Annotated in this window: 25 protein-coding genes; 14 read left to right on the top strand and 11 right to left on the bottom strand. The window is 67.2% G+C overall.

The window, feature by feature from the left end; translation table 11 throughout:
- Positions 1-114 precede the first annotated feature (114 nt).
- Positions 115-1,023 carry a LysR family transcriptional regulator gene (locus ACK5F2_RS08230; RefSeq protein WP_409864017.1) on the bottom strand — a complete coding sequence of 303 codons (909 nt, stop codon included), beginning with the start codon at positions 1,021-1,023 and terminating at the stop codon, positions 115-117.
- Between the two features lie 69 nt (positions 1,024-1,092).
- Here ACK5F2_RS08230 and ACK5F2_RS08225 point away from each other — a divergent pair, with 69 nt between their 5' ends.
- Positions 1,093-1,731 carry a class I SAM-dependent methyltransferase gene (locus ACK5F2_RS08225; protein WP_409864016.1) on the top strand — a complete coding sequence of 213 codons (639 nt, stop codon included), beginning with the start codon at positions 1,093-1,095 and terminating at the stop codon, positions 1,729-1,731.
- 21 nt (positions 1,732-1,752) lie between these two features.
- Here the strand turns inward: ACK5F2_RS08225 and ACK5F2_RS08220 are convergent, their stop codons facing one another.
- The gene (locus ACK5F2_RS08220) at positions 1,753-2,682 is read right to left on the bottom strand and encodes a hypothetical protein (RefSeq protein WP_409864015.1); all 930 of its coding nucleotides are present in this window, start codon (positions 2,680-2,682) and stop codon (positions 1,753-1,755) included.
- Between the two features lie 155 nt (positions 2,683-2,837).
- Here ACK5F2_RS08220 and ACK5F2_RS08215 point away from each other — a divergent pair, with 155 nt between their 5' ends.
- Complete coding sequence (locus ACK5F2_RS08215) at positions 2,838-3,227, top strand: DUF6394 family protein (protein ID WP_409864014.1); 390 nt, start codon at positions 2,838-2,840, stop codon at positions 3,225-3,227.
- On the top strand, positions 3,227-4,819 hold the full coding sequence (locus ACK5F2_RS08210) for a potassium channel family protein (protein ID WP_409864013.1): 1,593 nt from the start codon (positions 3,227-3,229) through the stop codon (positions 4,817-4,819). The genes ACK5F2_RS08215 and ACK5F2_RS08210 overlap by 1 nt, the downstream gene beginning before the upstream one ends.
- 39 nt (positions 4,820-4,858) lie before the next feature.
- Here the strand turns inward: ACK5F2_RS08210 and ACK5F2_RS08205 are convergent, their stop codons facing one another.
- Both ACK5F2_RS08205 and ACK5F2_RS08200 read right to left on the bottom strand, forming a co-directional pair.
- On the bottom strand, positions 4,859-5,518 hold the full coding sequence (locus ACK5F2_RS08205; RefSeq protein WP_409864012.1) for an ankyrin repeat domain-containing protein: 660 nt from the start codon (positions 5,516-5,518) through the stop codon (positions 4,859-4,861).
- Positions 5,515-6,186: a tellurite resistance TerB family protein gene (locus tag ACK5F2_RS08200; RefSeq protein ID WP_409864011.1), complete on the bottom strand. Its 672-nt coding sequence runs from the start codon at positions 6,184-6,186 to the stop codon at positions 5,515-5,517. The genes ACK5F2_RS08205 and ACK5F2_RS08200 overlap by 4 nt, the downstream gene beginning before the upstream one ends.
- Before the next feature lie 232 nt (positions 6,187-6,418).
- On the opposite strand from ACK5F2_RS08200, the gene ACK5F2_RS08195 reads away from it, so the two are divergent.
- Entirely contained in the window at positions 6,419-7,711 is a 1,293-nt protein-coding gene (locus ACK5F2_RS08195) for a diguanylate cyclase (RefSeq protein ID WP_409864010.1), read from the top strand.
- Here the strand turns inward: ACK5F2_RS08195 and ACK5F2_RS08190 are convergent.
- Positions 7,708-9,093: a sensor histidine kinase gene (locus ACK5F2_RS08190; protein ID WP_409864009.1), complete on the bottom strand. Its 1,386-nt coding sequence runs from the start codon at positions 9,091-9,093 to the stop codon at positions 7,708-7,710. The genes ACK5F2_RS08195 and ACK5F2_RS08190 overlap by 4 nt on opposite strands.
- Positions 9,090-9,752, bottom strand: coding sequence for a response regulator (locus tag ACK5F2_RS08185; RefSeq protein WP_409864008.1), 663 nt, complete (start codon positions 9,750-9,752; stop codon positions 9,090-9,092). Before ACK5F2_RS08185 ends, ACK5F2_RS08190 begins: the two co-directional genes overlap by 4 nt.
- 119 nt (positions 9,753-9,871) lie before the next feature.
- On the opposite strand from ACK5F2_RS08185, the gene ACK5F2_RS08180 reads away from it, so the two are divergent.
- The 4 genes from ACK5F2_RS08180 to ACK5F2_RS08165 are packed head-to-tail and all read left to right on the top strand — an operon-like array spanning position 9,872 to position 15,513.
- Positions 9,872-10,582 carry a chitinase gene (locus tag ACK5F2_RS08180; protein WP_409864007.1) on the top strand — a complete coding sequence of 237 codons (711 nt, stop codon included), beginning with the start codon at positions 9,872-9,874 and terminating at the stop codon, positions 10,580-10,582.
- A 37-nt stretch (positions 10,583-10,619) separates the two neighbouring features.
- Positions 10,620-13,271 (top strand): TonB-dependent receptor, encoded by a 2,652-nt coding sequence (locus ACK5F2_RS08175; RefSeq protein ID WP_409864006.1) that lies wholly within the window; start codon positions 10,620-10,622, stop codon positions 13,269-13,271.
- On the top strand, positions 13,271-14,446 hold the full coding sequence (locus ACK5F2_RS08170; RefSeq protein ID WP_409864005.1) for a DUF5009 domain-containing protein: 1,176 nt from the start codon (positions 13,271-13,273) through the stop codon (positions 14,444-14,446). The genes ACK5F2_RS08175 and ACK5F2_RS08170 overlap by 1 nt, the downstream gene beginning before the upstream one ends.
- Positions 14,447-14,484: 38 nt before the next feature.
- Entirely contained in the window at positions 14,485-15,513 is a 1,029-nt protein-coding gene (locus ACK5F2_RS08165) for a lactonase family protein (RefSeq protein ID WP_409864004.1), read from the top strand.
- Positions 15,514-15,524: 11 nt separating this feature from the next.
- On the opposite strand, the gene ACK5F2_RS08160 is transcribed toward ACK5F2_RS08165, so the two are convergent.
- Positions 15,525-16,094: a hypothetical protein gene (locus tag ACK5F2_RS08160; RefSeq protein WP_409864002.1), complete on the bottom strand. Its 570-nt coding sequence runs from the start codon at positions 16,092-16,094 to the stop codon at positions 15,525-15,527.
- 96 nt (positions 16,095-16,190) lie between these two features.
- On the opposite strand from ACK5F2_RS08160, the gene ACK5F2_RS08155 reads away from it, so the two are divergent.
- Positions 16,191-17,105: a DUF3667 domain-containing protein gene (locus ACK5F2_RS08155; protein WP_409864001.1), complete on the top strand. Its 915-nt coding sequence runs from the start codon at positions 16,191-16,193 to the stop codon at positions 17,103-17,105.
- On the opposite strand, the gene ACK5F2_RS08150 is transcribed toward ACK5F2_RS08155, so the two are convergent.
- Entirely contained in the window at positions 17,095-17,748 is a 654-nt protein-coding gene (locus ACK5F2_RS08150; RefSeq protein ID WP_409864000.1) for a hypothetical protein, read from the bottom strand. The genes ACK5F2_RS08155 and ACK5F2_RS08150 overlap by 11 nt on opposite strands.
- A gap of 336 nt (positions 17,749-18,084) precedes the next feature.
- On the opposite strand from ACK5F2_RS08150, the gene ACK5F2_RS08145 reads away from it, so the two are divergent.
- The 3 genes from ACK5F2_RS08145 to ACK5F2_RS08135 are packed head-to-tail and all read left to right on the top strand — an operon-like array spanning position 18,085 to position 20,629.
- Positions 18,085-18,603: a hypothetical protein gene (locus tag ACK5F2_RS08145; RefSeq protein ID WP_409863999.1), complete on the top strand. Its 519-nt coding sequence runs from the start codon at positions 18,085-18,087 to the stop codon at positions 18,601-18,603.
- Positions 18,593-19,537, top strand: coding sequence for a response regulator (locus ACK5F2_RS08140; RefSeq protein WP_409863997.1), 945 nt, complete (start codon positions 18,593-18,595; stop codon positions 19,535-19,537). The genes ACK5F2_RS08145 and ACK5F2_RS08140 overlap by 11 nt, the downstream gene beginning before the upstream one ends.
- A gap of 12 nt (positions 19,538-19,549) precedes the next feature.
- Entirely contained in the window at positions 19,550-20,629 is a 1,080-nt protein-coding gene (locus ACK5F2_RS08135) for a hypothetical protein (protein WP_409863996.1), read from the top strand.
- Between the two features lie 63 nt (positions 20,630-20,692).
- Here the strand turns inward: ACK5F2_RS08135 and ACK5F2_RS08130 are convergent, their stop codons facing one another.
- On the bottom strand, positions 20,693-21,124 hold the full coding sequence (locus ACK5F2_RS08130; protein ID WP_409863994.1) for a hypothetical protein: 432 nt from the start codon (positions 21,122-21,124) through the stop codon (positions 20,693-20,695).
- A gap of 41 nt (positions 21,125-21,165) precedes the next feature.
- On the bottom strand, positions 21,166-22,317 hold the full coding sequence (locus ACK5F2_RS08125; RefSeq protein WP_409863992.1) for a hypothetical protein: 1,152 nt from the start codon (positions 22,315-22,317) through the stop codon (positions 21,166-21,168).
- Positions 22,318-22,724: 407 nt separating this feature from the next.
- Here ACK5F2_RS08125 and ACK5F2_RS08120 point away from each other — a divergent pair, with 407 nt between their 5' ends.
- Both ACK5F2_RS08120 and ACK5F2_RS08115 read left to right on the top strand, forming a co-directional pair.
- Positions 22,725-23,141, top strand: a complete 417-nt coding sequence (locus ACK5F2_RS08120) for a hypothetical protein (RefSeq protein WP_409863991.1) — start codon at positions 22,725-22,727, stop codon at positions 23,139-23,141.
- A gap of 18 nt (positions 23,142-23,159) precedes the next feature.
- Positions 23,160-23,630: a DUF6152 family protein gene (locus ACK5F2_RS08115; RefSeq protein ID WP_133603068.1), complete on the top strand. Its 471-nt coding sequence runs from the start codon at positions 23,160-23,162 to the stop codon at positions 23,628-23,630.
- A gap of 25 nt (positions 23,631-23,655) precedes the next feature.
- Here the strand turns inward: ACK5F2_RS08115 and ACK5F2_RS08110 are convergent, their stop codons facing one another.
- On the bottom strand, positions 23,656-24,555 hold the full coding sequence (locus ACK5F2_RS08110; protein WP_409863990.1) for an HDOD domain-containing protein: 900 nt from the start codon (positions 24,553-24,555) through the stop codon (positions 23,656-23,658).
- Between the last annotated feature and the right edge of the window lies 1 nt (position 24,556).

The raw sequence follows: 24,556 nt of genomic DNA, 5'->3' as shown, positions 1-24,556 counted from the left end.
GCCCGCTGCAGCCGCACACATCGTCATTCGCGTCATTGCCGCCTCCCGACACCAGGCTGTCGATCATGCCGCATCGGGACAAGTTCGCAAGCGCCGCCCGGGCGCGCAGTCCGCTCAGGGATGGCGGCCCGAGGGGCGCAGCACGGCGGGCGAGGCCAGGGCTTCGGCCAGCAGGTCGAAGACCAGGCGTATGCGCCTGGCGGTGTGCAACTCCCGGTGGGTGAGAAGCCAGATCGGGAAGTGCACTGGCGGCACCTCGTCCAGCACGCGCTGCACATCCGGGCAGCTGGCCGCCACCTCGTCCATCATGGCGCCTATGCCCAGCCCCTGCCGTACCAAGGCCCAGGCCGTGGCCGCGTTCTCGGCGTAGGCGCAGAAGTTGTGTTCGCCCACCGGCAAGCCATGTGCCTGCAGATAGGCCAGATAGCGGCCGCTGCGATCCGAGCCCACAAAGCGCAGTGCCGCGGCCTCTGCCGCACGGCGTGGATGGCCGTGGCGACGGATCCAGTCCTTCGAGGCATAGAAGCTGGCGCTGGCCTCGCGCAGCAGCCGCCCTATGAGTTCGGGCTCGCTGGGGCGCACATGGCGCAATGCAATATCGGCCTCGCGCCGTCTCAGGTCGGACAGGCTGTTGGTGGTCACCACCTCGATGCGCAGGCCCGGCGCCCGCTCGGCCAGTGTTTGCAGCACGGCCGGCAACAGGCAGGCGGCGACCATATCGCTGGCCGAGATGCTCACCACCCCGTCCACCGCCTGCGCGTGCCCGCTGGCGGCCAGGCTCAGCTCCTGGGCTGCAGCACCCATGCTGCGGGCATGTTCCAGCAGTGCCAGCCCCGTGGGCGTTGGCTGAAGAGAGCGCCCAATGCGCTCGAACAGGCTCACACCCAGGCGCTGCTCGATGGCTGCGACCTGGCGGCTCAGTGTGGGCTGGGTCAGTCCGAGCCGCCTGGCCGCCTCCGATAGAGAACCGGCCTCCGCGGTGTGCAGAAAGGCGCGCAGCTGATTCCAGTCCAGTTGATCCATGCGTAAATGCATTAGTGTTGTGCAATTCTGCGGGAATACCGTTGGCTTTTGCATGGTTAGCATGGGCCCATGCCGAGCTCCTCCCACCCCCAGATCGCGTTCTGGAACCGTATCGCCCGCCGCTATGCGCGAGACGCAATCGCCGACCTTCCCGGCTACGAGGCCACGCTGAATCGTGTGCGCGCACTGCTGAGCGCCGAGCAGGCGGTGCTGGAGGTGGCTTGCGGCACCGGCAGCACCGCCCTGCGGCTGGCTGCTGGCACCCGGCGCTATCTGGCCACCGATGTGTCGACCGAGATGATCGCCATTGCCCGCGAGAAGCAGCAGGCCCAGCCTGTGGCCACGCTGCAGTTCGAGGTGGCCGACGCCGTTCAGCCGCCGGCCGCGGGCTTTGATGCCCTGCTGGCTTTCAACGCGCTGCATCTGCTGCCCGATCTGGACATGTCCCTGGCAGCCATGCTGCGAGCCCTGCGGCCTGGCGGACTCTTCATCTCCAAGACGCCCTGTATCGGTGAAATGAGCCCCTGGGTCGGACGTCTGGCCATTCCGCTGGCGCGTTGGCTGGGCAAGGCACCGCCGGTGCTGGTCTTCAAGGCCCAGGACCTCGTCACCCGCCTGGAGCAGCAAGGCTTGCGTGTGGAGGCCGTGGAGCGCCATGGCACGCGGAGCAAGGACTTCCGCGTGTTCATCGTTGCGCGCCGCCCCTAGTCGCCGCAGGTCGGCTGGGGCCTAGAGGCGCGTCCAGTCCCGGACCTCGGGGTGGTAGAAGCCCGACTGGGTGTAGGCGCGCCGGATCACGCCGTTGCGGCGCAGGGCCTGCAGCCCGGTGTTCAGAGCCACGGCCAGGGCCGGGCCGGCGGGATGCCGCCTGGACAGCACGAAGTGTCGGGTGCCCGGCATGGCGATCTTGAGCCCGCGCACGGGCAGCAGGGTGAGCCCGTCGACCTGCAGGCTCATGTCCGCGCTGGGCTGGAAGGGCGCGAGCAGCAGGTCGGCGCGACCGGCGGCCAACATGCGAGGCATCATGGACCAGTTGCCCACATGTTCCAGGCGCTCGCCCAGGCCCAGTCGGGTCAGGGTTTCCCAGTCGACCCGCCAGTCTCGGTTGGAGATCAGACGCAGCTGCCGCAGATCGTCGAGCTTGCGGGCGGCCAGGGCCCGGTGGTTGTTCGGCATGGCGTAGAGCCCGGCCTCGAACTCGCCGTTCTCCACCAGGGGCTGGCTGAAGATCAGCGCCTTGTCCTCGGCATCAAAGTCATGCCGCCAGTAGCTGGTGGCGGTGCAGACGCCCAGGCCGCTGCGCAGATCGGCCTTGAGGCGGGCATCGGTGGGGCGGGGCAGCATGTCCACCGGCTGCGTGAACCGCGCGTGCGCCAGGCCCTTGAGCAGCAGCAGCACCTCGACGACATCGCGCCGGGCATGGGCGCCGCCGAAGTCCTCCAGGGCCAGCGCGTCGCGGTCGCCCAGAAACAGGCGGTAGTCCCGCAGCACATCGTCGGACACCAGAGCGGGCAGCCGCTCGGCTGGCCGGCGCTGTGTGGGTGCGGCCACGCCCTGGGCCGCATGCGAGGGCAGCAGGGCGCCGCTCAGTGCCAGGCCCAGCCAGACCAGGGCGCGGCGCCGCGGGTCGCGATCGGACTCAGTGGGCAGCGCTTGCATACCGGCAATGTAGCGCCTGGCTCACGCGCTCCCAAGCGGGGTTTTCTGCGCGGGCGGCGTGTGGGCGCAAAGCCGCAAGTTGGTCGCGTGCCCGAGCATGCCGTGCGGGCCGCGAGTGCGGCTAGACTTTCTCCACACAACTTCGCTGCACACCCATGAGCCTTGAACGCGTGCTCTTCGCCTTCGTCATCGTGCTGGCGCTGACGCTCAACGTCGGCTTCGTGGTCGGCGACATCGACAACCCGGACCACCACGATTCGGTGGAGCTGTTTCTGGCCATCATCGTCAGCCTGGTGGCCACGGTGATGAAGTTCGGCGATCGTTCTCCCCTGGGCTCCACCATGCTGGCCACCAGTCTGGTGGCCGATGTGCAGTTGCTCGCGGCGGCCGGGGTCTGGGGCGTGGCGGTGGCCCAGCTTGCGCCGGGGGCGGAGCTTGGGCCCAAGCAGATGGCCACCATCGTCTCCTTTGCCACGGGTGCCATGGTGGCCAATGTGGTCTCGGTGGTCTTGCTGGTGATCGAGACCGCCAACCAGCGCCGCTGATGGCTACGGCGCGTGGGGCGCTCGCCGAGCGCAACAGCCTCTTCATCCTGCTGCGGCGCATGCGTCGGCCGCTGGTGGTGCTGATCCTGTCCTATGCGGTGGCCATTCTGGGCTTTGTGCTGGTGCCCGGTGCCACGCCGGATGGTCAGCCCTGGCGCATGGACTTTCTGCACGCCACCTACTTCGTGAGCTTTCTGGGCAGCACCATCGGCCTGGGCGAGATTCCCTATCCCTTCACGCCCATGCAGCGGCTCTGGGGCACCCTGTGCATCTACATGACGGTGGTGGCCTGGCTCTACAGCTTTGGCGCACTGTTTGCCGTGCTGCAGGACCCCACCATGCGGCGCCTGCTGCTCCAGGGGCGCTTCTACCGGCAGGTCAAGGGGCTGCGTGAGCCCTTCTATCTGCTGTGCGGCTATGACGATGCCGGCCGCCGCGTGGCGCGTGAGCTGACCGCGGACGATATGCCCGTTGTGGTGCTGGATCGCGACCACGAGCGCGTGGAGGCGGTGGATGTGGATGCCCTGTCCCTGCCCGTGCCGGCGCTGGAGGCGGATGCCAGCGATCCTCAGGTGCTGCTGGCCGCGGGACTGCGTCATCCCATGTGCAAGGGGGTGCTGGCGCTGACCGGCGATGACGCCGTGAACACCAAGATCGTGCTCAGCGCCAAGATGCTGGCGCCCGATCTTCAGGTGCTGGGGGCGGTGAGCCATCATGCTTGGCATTCGCGTCTGGCCCAGGCCGGTGCCGACGCGATGATCAATCCCTTTGATGTGTTTGCCGAACGCATGGCGATTGCACTCAACGCGCCCAGCCTGCACATCATCTACGAGGCCATTACCGCCCAGCGCCAGACCGTGATGGCGCCGGTGCAGCCCCTGCCCCGGGGGCGTTGGCTGGTCTGTGGCTGGGGACCGCTGGCGCGCGCCTTGCGGCATCGCCTGCGCGACACGGAGGTGGAGCTGCATGTGGTGGACCCCGAACCCGATGCCAGCTGCGAACGCCTGACCCGGGGCGACCCCACCGACGCGCATGTGCTGCGCAAGGCCGGCATCGAGACGGCCCAGCTGCTGGTCGCAGCCACGGTGGATGACCTGGACAATCTGGCGATTGCCATGGCGGCCCGCGAGCTGGCGCCCGAGCTGCCCCTCATCCTGCGGCGAACCCAGTCCCGCAACGCCGTGCTGTTCCGGGAGGCGGGGGCTCGGCTGGTCATGGCCACGGGCTATCTCATCGCCACCGAGGTGCTACGCCATACGCGCGCGCCGCTGCTGGGCCATTTCCTGAGCCAGGCCGCCCAGCAGGATGAGGCCTGGGCGGCGGGCCTGCTGCAGCGCTTGCGCCAGGACGTGGGCGACGAGATCCTGGAAACCTGGACCCAGAGCGTCTGGCGCATGCAGACCTTGCGCGAGCTGCGGCAGCAGGTGGCGGAGCTGGCCAGCGACGCACCCATGGTGCCGCTGCTGCATATGCGCCTGGGGGTGATGCGCTTGTGCCCCGCAGAAGAGGACCAGCTGCTGCCCGGTGATCTCCTGCTGCTGGCAGGCACCCACCGCGGCCGGCGCCTCTACAAGGCCGCGCTCAAGCGCTGAATGGCGCCCGGCCACGGTCTCGCCGGAGGCTGGCGGACGCTAGGGCCGGGTCTTGTCCCGCAGGGCTTCGATCAGTGGCGCACAGCCCCGGTGAAAGCGGCTGTTGCGGGCGTAGTCCAGGGCACTTTGCCCATCTTGGTTGCGCAGTCCGAGGTCGGCGCCGCGCGCCAGCAGCATCTGCGCGGCCTCGGGCCTGCAGAACTTGGCGGCCTTGATCAGGGCGGTGTCGCCGTCGCCTTGATCCTGCAGATTGACCGACATGCCGCGCTCCAGATACTGCTTGAGCGTGGGCAGATCGCCGCTGGCTGCGGCATTGTGGAAGCTCACCCGGTCCTGGCCTGAAAAGCTGTTGGCAGCACAGTTGCCGCGCCGAAACTTGAACACGCCGCCGAACTGGCCCAGATGCAGCTCATCGCCCTGCAGCAGCAGGATACGGAAACTCCGGTGCTGGCTCATCTCCAGCTCGTCCGGTGGTTTGAGGCTCCAGCGCCCTTCCAGCTGGAAGGGCGGTTCCGACCAGTTGTAGCGCCCCTGGGGCAACCACTCCACCTGTGCCTTTTCGGGCAAGCTCTGACCCTGTGTCTGCGCCTCGTGCCAGCACCATGTCCCCTGCAAGGCGGCGGCCGTGGGCGGTTTGGCCTGGGCCATCGTGCCCAGCAGGGCGCAGACCAGACCAAGGGCCGCGAGCGGCGGCCTCATGCGCTCAGGGCCTGGGATTCAAGTTGGACCTTGAGCGAGCTTGGGAGCTTGAGTTGGCGGGCCAGTTCGTCCAGATAGGCCCGTTCCATGAAGCTGGTTTCGTCCACCACCAGCAGGCTGGCTAGGTACATCTCGGCGGCCATCTCGGGGCTTTGGGCCAGGCGGGCCACCTCGGCGGGCTCCAGGGGGCGGCGCAGCGCGTCCTCGTACCAGGCGAGCTGCTGCGCATCGGCCTCAAGCCGGCGCAACTCGCCCTGCAGCAGCTCGGTCTCGCGCGCATCCAGGTGCCCGTCGGAGCGGGCCGCGGCCAGCATGGCCAGCAGCATGGCCCGGCTGTGCTCCTCCACCTCGGGGGCGGGCAGTCGGTCCACGGTGCGCGGAGTCGGGTTGCCGGCGCCGGTCTGCGTGGCCTCTTGCTGGGCCTGCCACTGGCTGTAGGCCTTGTAGGCCATCAGCCCCAGGGCGGCAATGCTGCCGTACTTGAGGGCCTTGCCGCCATAGCTGCGGCCGCGTTTGCTGCCCAGCAGCAGGCCCAGCGCACCGCCCACGCCACCACCTACGGCGGCGCCCTTGCCGAACTCGCCCAACTGCGGGCGTCCGCCGCTCTGGCCTTGCAGCATGCCCAGGCCGGACTTCAGCAATTGCTCCAGCATCGATTGCGCACTCATGCCCACTCCTCAAGCAGTTGTCAGATCAGTTGAGCAGCATAAGTCGGGATGAGTCCCCCTGTTTCAAGGTCTGCGCGGCCTTGCGGGCTTGGCACCGAACCAGCGCCTGCCACAATGAATGGGCTGGCCCCTGCCGGCGCCGTTGGGGCATGCAGGGCGTGGGGTCCGGCGAACCGCTGGTGTCTGCTGGCTGCCCCTCGCAGCTGCGCGCCGGTTCTGGAGTTGCTGGTTCATGGTCCTGCGTCGCCTGCTGCTTGTGCTGAGCGTGCTCACCCTGCTGGGGCTGTATGCCAATGCCTTCTGGATGACCCGGGTGCTGCGGGTCGACGGGCATGGACCCGATCAAGTCGTCACGGCCGTGGATGATCGCGGGGAGGGTGGTCGCAGCGAGGGCCAGGTCGTGCCCGACGGCGAGGGGTGGCGGCTGCGATGCGAGATCCGCGCGGGGTATGAATGGCCTTTTTGCGATATGCAGGTTGCTCTGGGTGCCGAGGGGCAGGGGCTGGATCTGAGCGCTTTCGATCTGCTGCGTTTGCGGGTGAGCAGCAGCGGACCCGCAGGGCCCGTGCCCCTGCGGGTATTTCTGCGCAACCGCGACCCCGCCTACTCCGGCAGCGGGCGGGTGGCGGATCTCAAGCCGCATGAGCTGGTGTTGGACCCCAGCCGCGAAGCGCAGACGGTCGACGTGCCGCTGACGCAGTTCATGGTGGCCTCCTGGTGGTCGCAGCAACGCCCCCTGCCGCTGAAGCTGTCCGGCCCCCAGCTCAAGGAGGTCGCGCTGCTGAGCTTCACCACGGGCGGAGGCCTGCCGCCCGGGCTCTACGAGATTCATCTGCAGCAGGCCGAGCTGCGCGGGCACTGGATCTCCGCCGCCAGCTTCCGGCTGGGGCTGATCGGGCTGTGGATGTTCAGCCTGCTGGGCTATCTGCTGTGGGAAGGGCGTCAGTCCCGGCAACAGCTGGCGCACAGCATCCGCCGCAAGCTGGTGCTGCAGCGCGCTCACGCCGCCTTGCAGGCGCAGTCCGAAGACCTGGCTGCACTGGCCCATCGCGATGCGCTGACCGGCGTCTCCAATCGCATGGGCCTGGAGCATGACCTCCATCTGCTGATCCGCTCCCAGGAGGACATGCTCTTTCCCCTGGCCCTGGTGTTTGCGGACATCGACCGCTTCAAGCTGATCAATGATCAGCATGGGCATGAGGTGGGTGACGAGGTGCTGCGCCGCTTCGCCGCCGCGCTCAAGAGCAATCTGCAGCGCGAGGACCTGGTGGCGCGCTGGGGGGGTGAGGAGTTTGTGCTGCTCATGCCCCAGACCCGTGCGGCCGAGGCCGTGGTGGTGGCCGAGCGCCTGCGTGAATGCCTGCACGTGCGCGAGTGGCCGGCTGGGCTGGCCGTGACGGCCAGCTTCGGTGTGGCGCAGTGTGAATCGGCCTCGGAGGTGGATGCCAGTCTGCGTGCCGCCGACCGCGCCATGTACCAGGCCAAGGCCCAGGGCCGTGACCGGGTGGTGCGGGCCGGGCCTTAGGCGCTCTTGAGGTCCGTCGCTGCCCGCGGCATGCGCAGCGTGGCGCACAGGCCTTGCCCCCGATCTCCTGCCTCCAGCGTGACCCTGGCGCCGTGCCGGGCTGCCGCGCGTTCCACGATGGCCAGCCCCAGGCCGCTGCCGGCCTGGTCCTGATCGGGCAGGCGGTAGAAGCGTTCGAACACCTTTTCGCGCAGGGGCTCGGGAATGCCAGGCCCCTGGTCGCACACGCGCAGGTACACGGCTCCATCGTCCTGGCTCAGGCTCACCATGATCTGGCTCCCGGCGGGGCTGTACTTGATGGCGTTGTCCAGCAGGTTGTCGATCAGCGAGGCCATGCTTTCGCGGTGCAGGTACAGATGCAGCGCGTCGGGTGACTTCAGCTCGATATCGATGCGGCGCTTCAATGCCAGCTGGCTGGCCAGCACGATGCGATCGCGGGTGAGGCCGACCAGATCGAGCTCACGCCGCTCCAGCTCGATGTCTGCGGACGAGCGCGACAGGGACAGCAGCTGGTGCACGGTGTGGGTGGCACGCTGCACGCCCTCGTCCAGGCGCTGGCGGGCGGCATCCGCCTCTTGCGGATCGCGGCTGCCGGCGAGCGCCTCGGCATTGAGCCGGATCACGGCCATGGGGGTCTTGAGCTCATGCGCTGCATCCAGCAGGAATTCTCGCTCGCGCTGCTGCCGCTCGCGCAGCTGGGCCAGCAGGCTGTTGACGCCCTCGACCACGGGCGCCAGCTCCACATAGGCCGAGGGGGGCAGGGCGCGCAGGTCCTGGGGCGAGCGGTTGGCAATCTGCGGGCCGATGCGGCGCAGGGGGCGAAAGCCGCGCCGCAGCAGCAGCCAGGCCAGCAGCATCAGCAGGGGCACGCTGTAGAACAGGGGGCGGGTGTAGTAGGCCAGGCCATTGAGCCCGAAGTGCCAGTCGCCGGGTACTTCCTGCCAGCGCCGCACCAGCAGGTCTTGCGAGGGCTCGCTCAGCTCCACATAGAGCCAGGCCGCGTCTGGCGCATGGCGCATCTCGTCAGGCGGCGGGCGCCGCGCTATCTCGGGGGAGGCAAAGCGGTGCAGCAGCTCGCCGCCGCGCCAGACCTGGAGCAGGATGATGGGCGGCTCGTAGCCCATCTGCCGCCATTCCTGGGCCCGCAGCCGCTCCAGCTCGGCCAGCACTTCCTGGAACTTCTGCGGTTCCTGGGCCCAGAGCCGGGCCTGCAGCCGCACATGCTCGGCCCAGACCTGATTCCAGGCCTGGCCGTTGCGGGCCTGCACCACCTTGACGTCATGGACCTCGCTGGCCAGCATGCCCAGCCAGGCGGCCAGCAGCACCGCGTAGAAGGAGAACAGGGCGCGCTTGAACAGGGACTTGCTGGGCGCCGCCTTCATGCCTTCTCCAGCACAAAGCCCACACCCCGCACGGTGCGCACATAGCCCTCGCCGATCTTGCGGCGCAGATTGAACATATGCACATCCAGGGCCGCGCCCTCGCTGCGCGTGAGCGCCCGGCTTTCGAGCTCGGCGCGCGTGAGCACCCGGTCGGGGTACTTCATCAGGGTCAGCAGCAGGGCGAACTCGGTCTTGGACAGGGCAATGGGCCGGCCCGCGCGGCTGAGCTGCTGGCGCCCTTCGTCCAGCACCAGATCGCGCACGCTCCAGAGTTGCGGCTCCTCAGGGGGCTGGGCCCGGCCGCTGCGGCGTGTGACGGCCCGCAGCCGGGCCAGCAGTTCGGCACCCACAAAGGGTTTGATCAGGTAGTCGTCGGCGCCCTCGTCCAGACCCTGGAGGCGGTCCTCGATGCTGTCGCGCGCCGTGATCACCAGCACCGGGAGCTGGCTGTCCCGAGTGCGTATCTCGCGCAGCAGGCTCAGACCCTGGCCGTCGGGCAGGCCCAGATCCAGCAGCAGCGCATCCGGCGCGGCGTCCGCCAGCTGCTGACGTGCCTCCGCCAGTCGGCGGACCCAGACCACCTCATGCTGCGCCTGCTGCAGCACGGCCTGCAAAGACCGGCCTAGTACCAAATCATCCTCAAGCAGACAGATGCGCATGGGCTCGTCCAGGGGGGGGGCTATCAGGGAATTCCTCGATCAGGTCTTAAGAAAGTCTTTATGGATCCTCGCGACCTGCTGGTGGATATTTGATACCAGTCCAACACCAGAGCCCAGATGTGAAACCCGCTGTACTGATCGTTTCGGGGCTGCTAGGCCTGCTCACGGCCTGCGCCCATGGTCCGCAGCCGCAAGCCGCGGCGCGCTTCATGCCCAGCGAAGCCGAGTTCGAGGCCCTGTTCCCCCAGCGTCTGCCCTTCTACAGCTACGCCGGCTTCCGGGAGGCCATGCAGGCCTTTCCCGAGTTTGCGGCGCGCGGGGGCGAGCAGCGCCAGCGTCAGGAGATGGCGGCCTTCTTTGCCAACCTGGCCCATGAGTCGGACTCACTGCAGGCCCTGCGCGAGTACAACACCGCGAACTACGGGCTCTACTGCGATGCCGCCCGTGCGCCGGGCTGCGCCCCGGGGCAGCAGTACTACGGCCGCGGCCCCATCCAGCTGTCCTGGAACTTCAACTACGCGGAGGTCGGCCGGGTGCTGGGCGTGGACCTGTGGAGCGATCCGGATCGGGTGGCCCGCGATCCCCAGATCGCCTGGGCCACGGCCCTGTGGTACTGGATGAGCCAGAGCGGCCCCGGACGCATGACGCCGCACCAGGCCATGGTGCAGGGCGCCGGCTTTGGCGAGACGGTGCGCAGCATCAACGGGCTGATCGAGTGTGACAAGCCCGGCGACGAGCTGGTGCAGCGCAAGCTGGCCCGGCGCATCGCCTTCTACCAGACGGCCAGCGCCCTCTTTGCCGTGCCCCCGCAGTCACCGCTGGGCTGTTGAGCCCGCTGTAGCGCCAGATCACAAAAGGAGACAGACCATGAGAAACCTGCCAAGCCCCCTGCGCCTGCGCCCCACCGCGCTGGCGGCCGCCCTGATGCTGAGCCTGCCGGTACAGGCCCAGCAGACCCCGTCCAGCCCGGCCGAAGCCAAGGACAAGAAGGAGTTGCCCCAGGTCGTGGTCACGGCCACGCGCACGGCCACCGACCTGCTCAAGACGCCGGTCTCGGTGACCGCGCTCCAGGCCGATGATCTGCTGCGCGACAACGTCAAGGAGATGATGGACCTGACGGGCATGGTGCCCAATCTGCAGCTGGGTCTGTCCAATGGCGACTCGGGCGTGCTGGCCGCCATCCGTGGCGTGACCTCGACCAACTTCACCGAGATTGGCGACCCTGCCGTCGGCATCCACATCGACGGCATCTACTCGCCGCGGCCTCAGGGCTCGCTGGCGCTGATGTTCGACCTGGACCAGGTGGAGGTGCTGCGCGGCGCCCAGGGCACGCTCTTCGGCCGGAACTCCACGGCCGGTGTGGTCAACATCATTCCGGCCAAGCCCGACTTTAAGAGCAACTACGGCTGGGTCTCGGCCCAGCTGGGCAATTACAAGGGCCGGCAGCTGCGCGCGGTGCACAACCAGAGTCTGGGTGAGAACTTCGCCCTGCGTGCGGCCGTGATGGTGGACAAGCGCGACAGCTATATCGAGCAGGAGCAGGATCTGCGCGATCGCGGCGTCAAGCTGCCCACGCCCGACGGCAAGGGGCGCTTCACCCCCGATGGCAAGCCCGACAGCGATCAGCGCCTGAACCGCAAGGTGGGGGCGTCGGACGCCTATGGCAACTCCGATCAATGGGCGGCTCGCCTGACGGCGCGCTGGGCCATCAGCAAGTCGCTGGAGTGGACCGGCGGCTTCGAGCACTACCAGAACAGCGGTGCGGGCGATGTGGGCCTCAAGGACTGCGAGATGGCCGCGGGCACGAAGTGGGCCTGCGGGCCCAAGGGCCAGTGGCACGCCATCGTCAATGTGCCGGGCAAGATCGATATGAGCATCGACACCCTGCGCAGCAATCTGGTCTGGAAGCTCGATGAGCGCACCGAGCTGGGCTACAAGCTGGCTTATGCGGTGCAGCAGCGCGCCCAGAACCACGACGACGATGGCGGCCAGAGCTGGCTGGACAGCGAGGTGGACATCATGCAGCCCTGGGGCAACTGGGGGCGGCAGCATGCCATGGACCGCGCCTCCTACACGCTGGACTCCCGCTACAAGAGCTGGGTGCATGAGCTGCAGCTCAAGCAGCAGACGCGGAACTGGCGCTATGTGGCCGGTGCCTTCTTGCTGGATGAGAAGAACCAGATCAACTTCGCGCAGGACATGCTGGTGGAGGCGCCCTACGGCATGCCCTATGGCCAGTTCTATGCCCAGCCCGATCGCCGCATTGCCTCGCGCGGCCTCTTTGCCCAGGGGGATCTGCAGCTGGCCGATCGTCTTACCGGCACCGCGGGCATACGCTTCAGCCGCGACAAGCGCAGCGACAACGGCGGCATCTCTGCCGGGCTCTGGGATGCCGGCACGCCCTGGTACTACAACGGAAAATACACCCCGCCCTGCCAGCCGGGTGCGTGCACGCCGCACAACGGCAGCGACCTGACGCTGGGCATGGGGCCCTTCGCGGGGCTGGGGGTCTACCCCTCGCCCGTGGTCAACAGCTACAGCAAGAGCTGGAGCAAGACCACCTACCGCCTGGGTCTGCAGTACGACCTGAGCAAGACCGATATGGTCTTCGCCTCCCTGGCCACCGGCTATCGCCCCGGCGGCTTTGGCGACAAGTTCGACACCTGTGGCGGCGGTACCTGTGTGGACGGCGGCAAGCAGAAGTACAGCTTCCTGGATTACGGGCCCGAGACCACGCGCAATATCGAGTTCGGCTACAAGGGCCGCCACTACGGCAACAAGCTGGAGCTCAGTGCCACCTACTTCAACACCCAGTACAAGGGCATGCATGTCACCGGCATGACCGCCGTGGGGCAGAAGAAGCTGGACCGGACCTGCGCCGACTGGGAACCGGCCTGCGATGTGGTCAATGCCTGGAAGACCGAGAACATCGGCGACGCCAAGATCCAGGGCCTGGAGCTGGAGTTCAAGCTGCTGCCCTGGGCGGGTGGCCATCTCTCGGGCTATCTGTCCTGGCTGGATGCCAAGGTCAAGTCCTACCCGACCTATGACGACAGCTGGATGTGCGGCTACCGCAAGGACTTTGGCGCCCCTGAGTGCGCCCCCGTCTATATGGGCAGCGACCCCAGCAAGCGCGGGCGCCGCATCCTGGACGTGACGGGCCACCAGCTGCCCTATGCGCCCAAGACCTCCTTCGCGCTCAACTACGCGCATGAGCTGGGACTGGGCGACTATCGCCTCACACCCAGCATCGGCATGCGCTACCAGAGCCGCATGTACTTCACGGTGCGCAGTCTGGACAATGACAAGATCGGTGACTACCAGAAGGCCTATACCAACTGGAATGCCTCGCTGCGCATCGCACCCGCCGGTGATGACTGGAGCGTGGAACTCTGGGGCACCAATCTGAGCAACAACATCGTCAAGAACTGGATGGGTCAGGGGCTGGCCGGGGGCTACACCTTCAATAGCTACAACCCGCCCCGCATGTACGGCCTGCGCGCCAGCTTCAACTACTGATGAGCGCTGCGAACCCTGCGGGCCGAAGCCTGGCCATTGACGCCTTCCGTGCCCTGACCGTGCTGCTGATGATCACGGTCAACGAGTGGAGCGGCGTGGCCGGGCTGCCGGTCTGGATGAAGCATTACCCCGCCGATGCCGATGCCATGAGTTTTGTGGACATGGTCTTCCCGGCCTTTCTCTTCATCGTCGGCATGTCCATCCCGCTGGCCCTGGGCGCGCGCGAGGCGGCCGGGGAGAGCCGGGGCCAGATCCTCAGGCATGTGCTGATGCGCAGCCTGGGCCTGCTGGTGCTGGGGGTGTTCATGGTGAATGCGGAGTCCGGATATGCCGCCCAGGCCATGCCCCTGCCCATCGCGGCCTGGGCCCTGCTGGCCTATGCCTGTGCCTTTCTGGTCTGGGGATCGCTGCGTGGCGGCCCGCCCCTGGCCTGGCCCTGGCGCCTGCTGGGCGTGCTGGGCCTGCTGGCCCTGGCCTTGGTCTATCGCGGCGGCGAGTCGGGGCAGCTGGGCCTGCGGCCGCAGTGGTGGGGCATCCTGGGCCTGATCGGCTGGGCCTATCTGCTGGCCTGTCTGGTGCATCTGCTGTGCCGCGATCGGCCTGCCAGCTTGCTGCTGGCCCTGGGCCTGGGCCTGCTCTATGCGCTGGCGGCGCGCCATCCGGGGCTCAATCAGCAGCCCGGCCTGGCCCTGCTGCTGGGTGGTGGCGGCCATGTGGTGCATGCCCTGATCGTGGTCTGCGGCATGCTTTGTGCGGCGCTGTCCCGCGGGCCGTCGCGCCAGGTCTGGGGGCAAGCCCTGGCCCTGGCGGCGGGGCTGGCCCTGTTGGCGGCGCTGCTGCGCCCCTTGCACGGTATTTCCAAGATCTACGCCACGCCCAGCTGGGCCCTGTTCAGCGCCGCGGCCTGTGTGCTGACCCATGCCCTGCTGCAGGAGCTGATCGATAGGCGCGGTCTGCGAGGCTGGACGCGTTGGCTGCAGCCCGCCGCCGCCCATCCCCTGCTGGCCTATCTGCTGCCTTTTGTGATCGCGGCGCTGCTGCAGCTGCTGCAGCTGAGCATGCCCGCCCTGCTGCGCAGCACGCTGCCGGGCCTGCTCTGGGGGCCCTTGTACGCGCTGCTGATGCTGGGTCTGGTCTGGCAGCTGAGCGCGCGCGGCCTGCGCCTGAGGCTATGACCATGATTCGACGTCATCTTCTTCTGAGCCCCCTCGCCATGAGTGTTCGCCCATCGCATGCACAGCCCGGTCCGCAGGCCTATCTGGGCGGCTACGGCCGTGCCGGTCTGCGCCACTTGCGACAGGATCCCAGCAGCGGCGAGCTGCAGGAGCTGCAAGGCATGGAGGTGGCGGGCGAGCCCAGCTGGCTCTGCGCCTCTCCCGATGGGCGCCTGCTCTACAGCGCCAACGAGGGCAGCAGCACCCTGACGGTGTACGAGCGGGGCGATCAGGGGCGCCTGCAGCCGCTGCAGGAGCTGGCCAGCGGGGGGCGCGGGCCGGTGCATATCAGCCTGCATGCGGGCATGGCGCTGGTCGCGCATTACGGCAGCGGCCAGCTCGCCTGCTGGCGCCTCGGTGAGCAGGGCCTGCTGGATGGCGCGCCACGCGTGCTGGACACGGCCCAGTGGCCGGGCCCCAGCCATGCACATATGGCGGCCTGCGATCCCCAGGGGCGGTTTTTGCTGGTGAGCGACCTGGGGCAGGATGCCCTGCTGTGCTGGCGCTTCGAGCCCGGCCTGGGCCCCCAGGGGCGGGCCCAGGTCTGGCGCACGCCGGCGGGCAGCGGGCCGCGGCATTTCCAGTTCCATGCCAGCCTGCCGGGGCAGCTCTATCTGCTCAACGAGACGGCCTCCAGCCTGAGCTGGTTGGAGCTGGAGCCGCACAGCGGTGGCCTGAGCCACAAGCTCACGCTGAGCAGCCTGCCCAAGGGCTACTCACAGACCAGCTACGCCTCGGACCTGCGCCTGTCACCCTCCGGCCGCCATCTCTACGCGCTGAACCGCCTGCACGACTCGATCGCCATCTTCGAGCTCAATGCCGAGGGGCGGCCGCGACTGCTGGGGCATGAGCCCACGCGCGGCAGCTATCCGCGCAGCGCCTGTTTCGGGCCGGACGGGCGCTGGTTCTACACCTGCAACCAGCGCGGCGATTCGCTCAGCCGCTTCTGGGTGCGCTCCGACGGCGGTCTGCACTATGCCGGGCAGCAAGCCATGCCCAGCCCCGCCATGCTGCTGTTCGTGGGCTGAGCGACAGGGTGTCAGTACGGCAGGCTGGCGCAGTTGGCGACGCCGAAACGGTCCACCTGCAGGCGCAGCTGCTGGCCCTGCCGATACTGCGCCCAGCGCGTCTGGGGCAGGGGGCATTGCCAGTTGCGGCCATCGGCCGCGGCGAGCCGCAGCTCGTAGTGCTCGCGCCGTCGGCCCAGGCGCTCGACCTCGGGCTCCAGTGTGGGCGTGGGCGCCCAGAAAGGGGCGGGGGCAGCGGCACTCAGGCCCTCGCTGCGAGCGCTGCGGCGAGGGCGCCAGGTGGGTAGCTGGTAGCGGCAATGCTCGGCGCGGCCGCGCGAGCCTTGGGGATCCTCCAGCCAGCGCCGGCTGATGTCCTGGGCCCCCGCTGGCAGCTCGTCGCACCAGGCCGAGCCGCTCTCCAGCAGCAGGCGTTCCACCTCGATATCACGCTGCCAGCGTTGCGCCTGGACCTCGACCGGCACACCGCTGGGTCCGAGTACCTGCCAGGCCAGCACCAGCACCGGCAGGGCCAGGAGCAGGCGCAGCAGCCAGCGCAGCGGATGGGTGGGGCGTGGAGCGAGAGGTAGCGCAGACGGCATTGCGCGATTCTCCCAGCCTCGCGCAACGGTCGCTGCGGCGATACTGCGCCGCGCAGCCGCCTGACCGGGCGGCCCCTGCCGATTTGCGAGTCTTCCTTGAACGCTGCTTCCGTCCCTTCATCCGACGCCGCCGGCCACGCGAGTGCCTGCGCCAACTGCGAGACGCCGCTGCAAGGCGCCTATTGCCACGCCTGCGGCCAGTCAGCCCATGTGCATCGCTCCCTGCTTCATCTGGCCGAGGAGCTGCTGCACGGCACCCTCCATTTCGAGACCAAGGCCTGGCGCACCCTACCGGCTCTGCTGTTCCAGCCCGGGCGCCTGACGCGGGAGTACATCGAGGGGCGTCGGGCACGCTATGTCTCGCCGCTGGCGCTGTTCCTCTTCATGATCTTCCTGATGTTTTTCACCCTGTCGCTGGGCGGGCCGGTCAGCGCGCCGGCCTCAGACATGGCGCAGGAGTCCGTGGCTGTGCAGGTGGACACACCGGATGCCGCTGCCAGCAGCGCCTTCGCAACCGAGCGCAGGCTCACGCCCGCCCAGCGCGTCAAGCTGCGCACCGAGCTCGACGGCAAGCTGCCCGCGGCCCTGGTGCCCAGTGTGGAGAAGAAGATCGCTCATGCGATCGAGAACCCCGAGCTGCTGCTCTACAAGATGAAGAGCGGGGCAGCTAAGTACGCCTTCCTGATCGTGCCTTTCTCCCTGCCCCTGCTCTGGCTGCTCTTTGTCTTCCAGCGCCGCTTTGGACTCTATGACCACGCGGTGTTCGTGCTTTACTCACTTTCCGCCATGGCCTTGCTGGCCGCCTTGCTGTCCCTGCTGGACCTGGCTGGCCTGGGCGTGCTGGCGCTAGCGCTGGCCGTGTGCGCGCCGCCCGTGCATCTGTATGCCCAGCTCAAGGGCTGCTACGGTCTGGGGCGCTTCGCTGCCCTGTGGCGCTGCGGCCTGCTGCTGCTTTGGGCTGGCGCCGTGATGTTGCTCTACACCCTGCTCGTGACCTTGATCAGCATGTAAAACCGGGAAATTCGCATGCGCCTGCTCGATGTCGCCGCCGCCGCGCTGCCCTGGGCACCGTTGATCGCGGGGCTGGCCGACTTGTGCCGGGATCATGCGGCGGGCCAGGTGGCCTGGTGATCGGCGTGGGCGTATGAATCTGGACCGCATCGCGTGGGCCTACCCAGCCCTGGAAGCTTTGCATGTGCTGGGCATTGCAATGCTCTTCGGCAGCCTGCTGGGCTTCGGCCTGTGCGCGCTCACGGGCCGGTCCATGTTCGCCGGTCAGGCCGGCGCATTGCCAGTTGCGGCCATCGGCCGCGGCGAGCCGCAGCTCGTAGTGCTCGCGCCGTCGGCCCAGGCGCTCGACCTCGGGTTCCAGTGTGGGCGTGGGCGCCCAGAAAGGGGCGGGGGCAGCGGCACTCAGGCCCTCGCTGCGAGCGCTGCGGCGAGGGCGCCAGGTGGGTAGCTGGTAGTAGCGGCAATGCTCGGCGCGGCCGCGCGAGCCTTGGGGATCCTCCAGCCAGCGCCGGCTGATGTCCTGGGCCCCCGCTGGCAGCTCGTCGTACCAGGCCGAGCCGCTCTCCAGCAGCAGGCGTTCCACCTCGATATCACGCTGCCAGCGTTGGTCCAGTACCTCTACACGCACACCGCGCGGCCCCATGACCTGCCAGCTCGCAGCAGCACCGGCACGGCAAGCACCGCGCGCAGCAGCCAGCGCAAGGGATGCGTGGCTGGGCCTGCCGAAAACCTGCTGGTGCCATGCGGCTGAGTGGGCGAGGACATGTGCGGTATTGCCCCCTCGGCTTGACCTGCGCCTGGCACGGCTGGGACGATATTGGTGTTCGACTCGAGAGAGTAAAACGGCGGCGCGGCAGGCCTTCCGGCCGACGCTGGTCAGCACTGCCTTCTGCTGCGCCATCCCACCCTTGCGAAATGCCTGCGGTTTTGGTGCAAACTCAAGCCAGCGTCGTGGAGGGTGTTCGTGCAGTCCGGGGCCTTGCAGATCAAGCTGAGCGAAGTGTGGGCGAGCCTGACCGGGCAAGCTTGGGCTTTTAAGGCCGCAGACCCTATTCCAGAGTTGCAGGCCGATGATGCTTGCTTCTCCGTGCAGATTACCGAAGGTCTTACCGGCTACGCGAGCCATGTCCGAGCCCGGGTCCTTCTGCGGCTGGGGCGCTCTGAGTTGGGCCTGCTGGCCTCTGCCATGTTCGGACGGCCTTGTGCCGAGTTGCAACCTGCCGATGAGCAGGATGCGGGCATGGAACTTTGCAACATCTTGAGCGCCTGGCTCCTGGACTGCCTGGGTGACACCAGCCTCGCGCACCTGGGCTTGCCACAGGTGCTCGATGCGTCGAGTTGGCAGCGGCTGTATCAAGGCGCGTCGGCCCTGGTGCAATTGGTTGCCGCCGATCCGACGCAGCGCTTGGCCGTGATCATGATCGAGTTTCCCGCCGACACGGGGGAGGCTTGCCAGATCGACCTGCAGCAGCCCGGCGCGTCTTCTAGTGAGCGATGAAATGACAGCAACAACAGACACACCCGCCCAGATCCCGATTCGCGTTCTGATCGTGGATGACAGTCGCGCGATTCAGGCCATCATTCAACGCGTATTGCAGTCGGCTTCGCTGGGACCTTTGAGCATCGAGCTTGCGATGGATGGTGAGCAGGCCTTGCGGCTTGTGAATAGCTTCAGGCCCGATCTGGTGATTTCCGACTGGCACATGCCCAAGGTGGGAGGGCTGGAGATGCTGCAGACGCTGCGCCAGATCGGTCTGCATGATGTCAAGGTTGGCTTCGTCACGACCGAGACTGCTTCACGCCATCTGGATCAGGCACGCAGCAACGGCGCGCTCTTTGTCATCAACAAACCTTTCAAGGATGAGGACTTGCTTCGTGAGGTACAGGCGGTGTTGTCCGGCCGCGGGGCGGAGGCGGCGTCCACAGACGGGCCCGCAGACGAGGCAGCGCGCGCGATTGAGTCGGATGAGGCCCTGACTCGGCTGATCAAGAGCCTGTTGCAAGACATTCCGTTCCGTCTGATTCCTGCCCCAAGTCAGACGCTGGCAGATCTGAAGCTGCCTCACAACCTGGCCATGTACATGGCAGATGGACGCAAGACACCGCATGCCCTGGGCGCTCTGGACGCCAATGCGTGCTGCATCCTGGGTGGTGGTGGCGCCCAGCTTCAGCCAGCGCCGGTTCGTGCGGCGATGCAGGCGGGCGCGCCCACGCCCGAGATGATGAAGTTTGCCGATGAGTTCATGCGCGGCCTCGCTGCGTGCTTGACCCGGGATGCCGGCTCGCCGGAGGTGCAGCTGAAAGCCGTGAATCTGCTACCCAAGCCCTTCGAGAAGCTGAGCACCCTGATGTCCAGCGGCCTGGCGCGCAGCGACTACCGCCTCTCGGTGCCAGGCTATGGTGAGGGGCGCTTGGTCTTTGTGCGGGTGTGAGGAGCCGATCCCATGGAAATCGGTGCTGAAGGCGTGGCGGCTGTCTCGCTATTCCTGGCCAACGTCATCGTGATCATCGTGGCCATCGGCACCTACTGGCGAATGACACGCTACGAGGAGAATAACCACGTGCACATCATCAAGGCCCTGCTCGAAACACGGGAGGCGGGGCGGGAGATGAAGGCCGCCGCGCGCGAGCTGTTGCGCGCGGCGGAGCGTGCCGGGGCTGGCGGCTCGGGTCAGGGGGGCGGCCAGGGAACACTCGTCGCGCCTCTGTCCGCGTCGGACTTGCGAGCCCTGTCAGAGCTGCCCCAGTTGGTGCGGCAACTGCTGGCGGCGGCGGATCGCGGCCACGAACGCGGCGACGATCCGGACGAGTGGGGCGAGGGGCCCGAACCCGTGCCCGCACTTGAGCGCGCTCAGGAGATGAGCCAGGAGCAGCTGGAGGCGCTCAAGCTCAGTCATCGCAAGGAGGTGGAACGCATATTGGCTCAGCGGCGACGTGTACAGGCGGAGCTCACGGAGGCGCGAGAACGCCTGGAAGAAAGCAGCCGCTTGCTGAATTCCTTCAGAACCCGTGCGGCCCAGAGCCTTTCGGACAAGGCCGAACTCAAGGCGGTGCGTGAGCGCGCCGAACGTGCGGAGAGCGTTGCTGCCAAGCTGCAGCGCGACATGGATGACTTGTTGAGGAACTCTCGGACCGCGGCGGGCAGGCCTGCTGCCTCTGATGCTCCTGCGCTTCAGCAGATGGAGCAGGAGGCTCAGGTGCAGCGCGAGCAGCTCGTCGAAGCCGCCAGAACCATCGAAGCGCTGCGAGAGCAGCTGGAGGCTTTGGGTGCAGACGCTTCCCAGCAGGATGAGTTCCGTCAGTCAGCGAACGAGGCGGCGCGTGAGCAGCTGGAGCGGGAAATCGACAAGCTCAACCAGCGCGTCGAAGAGCTCGAAGATTCCCTGCGCCGCAATCTAGTCGAGAAGAGTTTTATCGAAGACCATTACCTCAAGGAAGCACAGAGACAGAGGGATGAGCCGGCGACGGGGACAGTGCCCGCGCCGCCGCTCACGACAGACCAGGATCGGGTCGAGCAGCGCTAACCATGTCATCCAGACGCTGGTTGCCCGATCTGGCCATTGCCCCACCCCGTTTGGTGCATGTCTTCACTCGATGGTCAGCACCACCTTGACGGTGTTGTCGACTGCAGACTTCTCGATGTAGCCGATGGCATCAACATTGCCTGCCACATGCTTTTTGACCTCAGTCGCGCTCGAGAGCTCTTTGGGCGGGGAGGCCTTGCCTGAGAAGGTTAGTCGTGCCCAGGAAGCCTTGACCTGAGCCGCAGTCTTGCCGGCGGCCTTGGTGTAGAACATCTCACGCACGGCATTGGCATCCGGCAAGTCGGCCGGCTGGGCTGGTCCGGCGCCGGGTAGTGAAGACGTCTTGCCAAGAAAGACCGCGGAGGCCTGTTCCGGACTCAGGGTCGTCAACGGGCTCTTGGGGTTGACAATCACGACCACCTGCGCCGAGGCCGCGAAGCTGCAGCCCAGCAGCAGGGCCGTGGCGATGGTCCAGGTCTTGAATTCTTGCAACATCAGTTACTCCTCAGACTGAAGACATTGCGAGCCGCTGCGGCTCAAAACACCAGGTCATAGGAAGCGCTCAGCAGTCTGGAGTTGCCGACATAGGCCGGCGTACCCTGATCGCGCACGCGGTCCATCTGTAGCTTCAGCGCGCCACCTTTGTGCAGCTCATAGCGCAGGGCCAGCAGGTGGCTGCGCAGCTTCACGGGCACATAGCCTGCGTCCGGATAGGCGGTCTCGAGATAGTTGCTGCTGCCAGCCGTCAGCGTGAAGTCGCCCCAGCGATAGCCCGCCGTTGCCAGGTAGTAGCGCGCCTTGTAGCCGACAGCCTCCCGGTCGGACCTGCCAAACTCGGTGCGCAGGATCCACGAACCCACGTCGGCGTTGAGCGCCAAGCCGATGAAGGTCTGATGCTTGCCGCCGGAGTCAACATCCACGCTGCCCGTTGCCCGATCCGTCTGCTTGAGCTTGCTTCGGATATAGCTCAGACGACCGGTGAACCAGTCATAAGAGGCCTCAACGGTGAATCCGCCTATGCCGCTCCAGCGCACATCCTTGGCCTCGTCGTAGACGAGCTTGGCGTAGGGGTTGTCGCGGCTGTTTTCGCTGCCCAGCAGCAGCTCGCTGCGCACGGTCAGATCGCCGTAGTTGCTGTTGTGACTCAGACTGGCACCGTTGTAGTTCACAACCTCCCAGCCATAGACATCCGGGCTCGGGCGCACCGTGTTGTAGGCATAGCCGATGTCCTGAAAGTCGGAGTAGAAGTAGAGCGGCAGACGCTTTCGACCCACTTGCAGGGTCATGCTGGGGCTGAGCTTGTAGCTCACATACAGCCACTCCAGATTGAGATGCTGGTCTTTGAGCGTGCGGGCGGTGATCTGCGCCGTGGCGCTCAGTTCAGGGCTGAATGTCAGCGTGCCTTGCAGACCGGCCCGGGTTTCCTGCTTGGCACTCCAGCTGTCTCGGTAGACGCCGGCATGTCCCCAGTCGGCGATATAGCGTGTGCAGCCCAGGTTGTACTGGCCGGCAAGCGCACCCTCGGTGCAGGCGCCCGAGGTTTTCCCCAGGGCCACGGTGGCAAACCCGCTGAAGCTGAAGTCCTGCGCCGAGCCGGCCTGAGGTGACAAGCCCGCCAGAGCGGCGATGGCACCGGACAGAGCCTGGCGAATCCAGGGCCTTGAACCATGATTTCCGTTGAAGCGCATCCAATCCTCCAATCTTGCAAGAGGTGATCGTCTGCCTGGGAGTGGACAGTCGACCGGCTACAAATCATCTGGAACTCCCTGATCACACCCGGGACCGGGTCCGAGGCGAGGGGTCGCGTGCATCACACGACATCGCTGCCTGCATCTTGCCATCGGCCCAGGATGGGTACAGCCGCCTGGGACGATGGGCTGCAAAAGTGCAACACTCTGCATTGATTTGGTGTGCAAAAGTGCGCGAATTGCTATTGAATTGAATTTATCGCGAAATTTGGTGATTAAAAAGATAAAAACAATAAAAGCCGATTTGAGCCGTCTTCAACTGCAATCGAGCCATGTGTGTCGAAAAACACTGGCAGGCACCAGCCGCCGTGGCCTGAATTGAGGACCTTGGCTATGCTGGCCGCGGCATGAACCTCGACCGTATTGCCTGGGCCTACCCAGCCCTGGAAGCTTTGCATGTGCTGGGCATTGCGATGCTCTTTGGCAGCCTGCTGGTGCTGGAGCTGCGCCTGCTGGGCCGGGCGCGCGCCCTGGACCTGCGCGTGCTGGCGCGCCTGACCCAGCCCCTGGCCTTGCTGGGCTTCGGCCTGTGCGCGCTCACGGGCCTGGCCATGTTCGCCGGTCAGGCCAGCGAGCTGCTGGGCAACCGCGTCTTTCTCTACAAGATGGGCCTGATCGCCCTGGCCGGGCTCAATGCCGCGCTCTTCCATGCCGGGGCGGGCCTGGCGCGGGCCGAGAGTCGGCGAGCGCGTGTCCAGGGCCTGTTCTCGCTGGGGATTTGGATCGCTGTCATCATCTGCGGCCGCTGGATTGCCTACGTCTGAACTCTCAAGGAGCGATGCATGGAGCGACGTCTTGTCTTGCTGGGCGCCACCTTGGCGGCCCTGGCACCGCGGGCCTGGGCCCACCATGGCTGGAGCAGTTTTGACCAGCAGCGCCCGCTCTGGCTGGAGGGCCGTGCCACCCAGGTCTGGTGGCGCAACCCGCATGCCGAGCTGGACCTGCAGCTGCCCGACAAGCCGGCCCTGCCCGCCGATCTGAAGCAGCGCAAGCTGCCGGCGCAGAGTGCGGGCGTGGACGGACAGGCCTTGCTGGCCCGGGCGGAGCTGCCGCGCCGCGCCGACAAGCGCTGGCGCGTGGAGCTGGCACCGCTGACCCGCATGCAGGCCTGGCAGGTGGCCGAGATCAAGCCGGGCGACAGCCTGGGTGTGCTGGGCTTCAGCTTCGAGGCGGAAAAGGGCGAGGCCCTGCTGCGGGCCGAATACCTCTTCGTGGGTGACAAGGTCTACGGCCTGCGCTCCTCGCCGGCCTGACACCCAGCGCTGAGGGCGGGGCCGCTCAGGCCTCGTCCAGCAGCGGGCGCAGCTGTTCGTCCCAGGCCTCGACCTCGCCCATGTCGATATGCAGCCAGGCCAGGGCGGCGTCGCGGTTGGCGGCCCAGTCCATGTCTTCGGGCAGGGCCTCATGGCGGCGCATCAGATGCTCGGCCACCAGACCGGCCGCGACCAGGGTGTGGACCTCGGGTTCGATCGCGGCATCGCCCAGCGACTCGAAGTCGTGGTGCAGTCGGATGGCCGACATCAGCTCCGGCGCCATGTCCCAGGCGCGGATCAGCAGGGCGCCGACCACTGCGTGATCGCTGCGGTGGTTGGCGTTCTCGGTGGCGATGAACGGGCGGTCGATGCGGGCCGCGGCTTCTACCATGGTGGCGCCGTAGCCGCGCACGCTTTGCAGCAGCACGGGCATGCCCACATGGCAGAACAGGCCGTAGGTATGGGCCAGATCCGGGGAGAGGCCGGGCAGCTGGCGTGCGATGAAGGCGCAGGCGATGGCGCGCTTGGTGGAGCGCTCCCAGAAGCGGGCGAGATGCGGGTTGTTGACCGGCATGCTGTTGCGCAGCAGAAAGCCCGTCATCAGGGCAGCCGTCTCGCGCAGCCCCAGCCGGGTCATGGCCTGTCCCACGGTGGTGCAGGGCTGGGCCTGGGGATCGCGGTGCACGGGGCTGTTGGCCATGCGCAGCAAGGTCGCGGACATGGCTACGTCGCTGGCCGCAATGCGGGCGATCTCGTTCAGGTCAGGCTCGGCCTGGGCCATCACGGTACGCAGCCGGCTGAGCAGTTCCGGACAGGGGGGAATCTGGATCTGCCGCAGGGGACCGTTGCGGCGGGATTGGTCCAGCTCCTGGCTGATATGGGCGCGGGTCTTGGCCGGGGGACTGGCGGGGGGCGTGGTGCTCATG

It is taken from the genome of Roseateles sp. (assembly GCF_046300915.1).
Lineage (GTDB): Bacteria > Pseudomonadota > Gammaproteobacteria > Burkholderiales > Burkholderiaceae_C > Kinneretia.
This window is presented reverse-complemented; position numbering and strand designations above follow the sequence as displayed.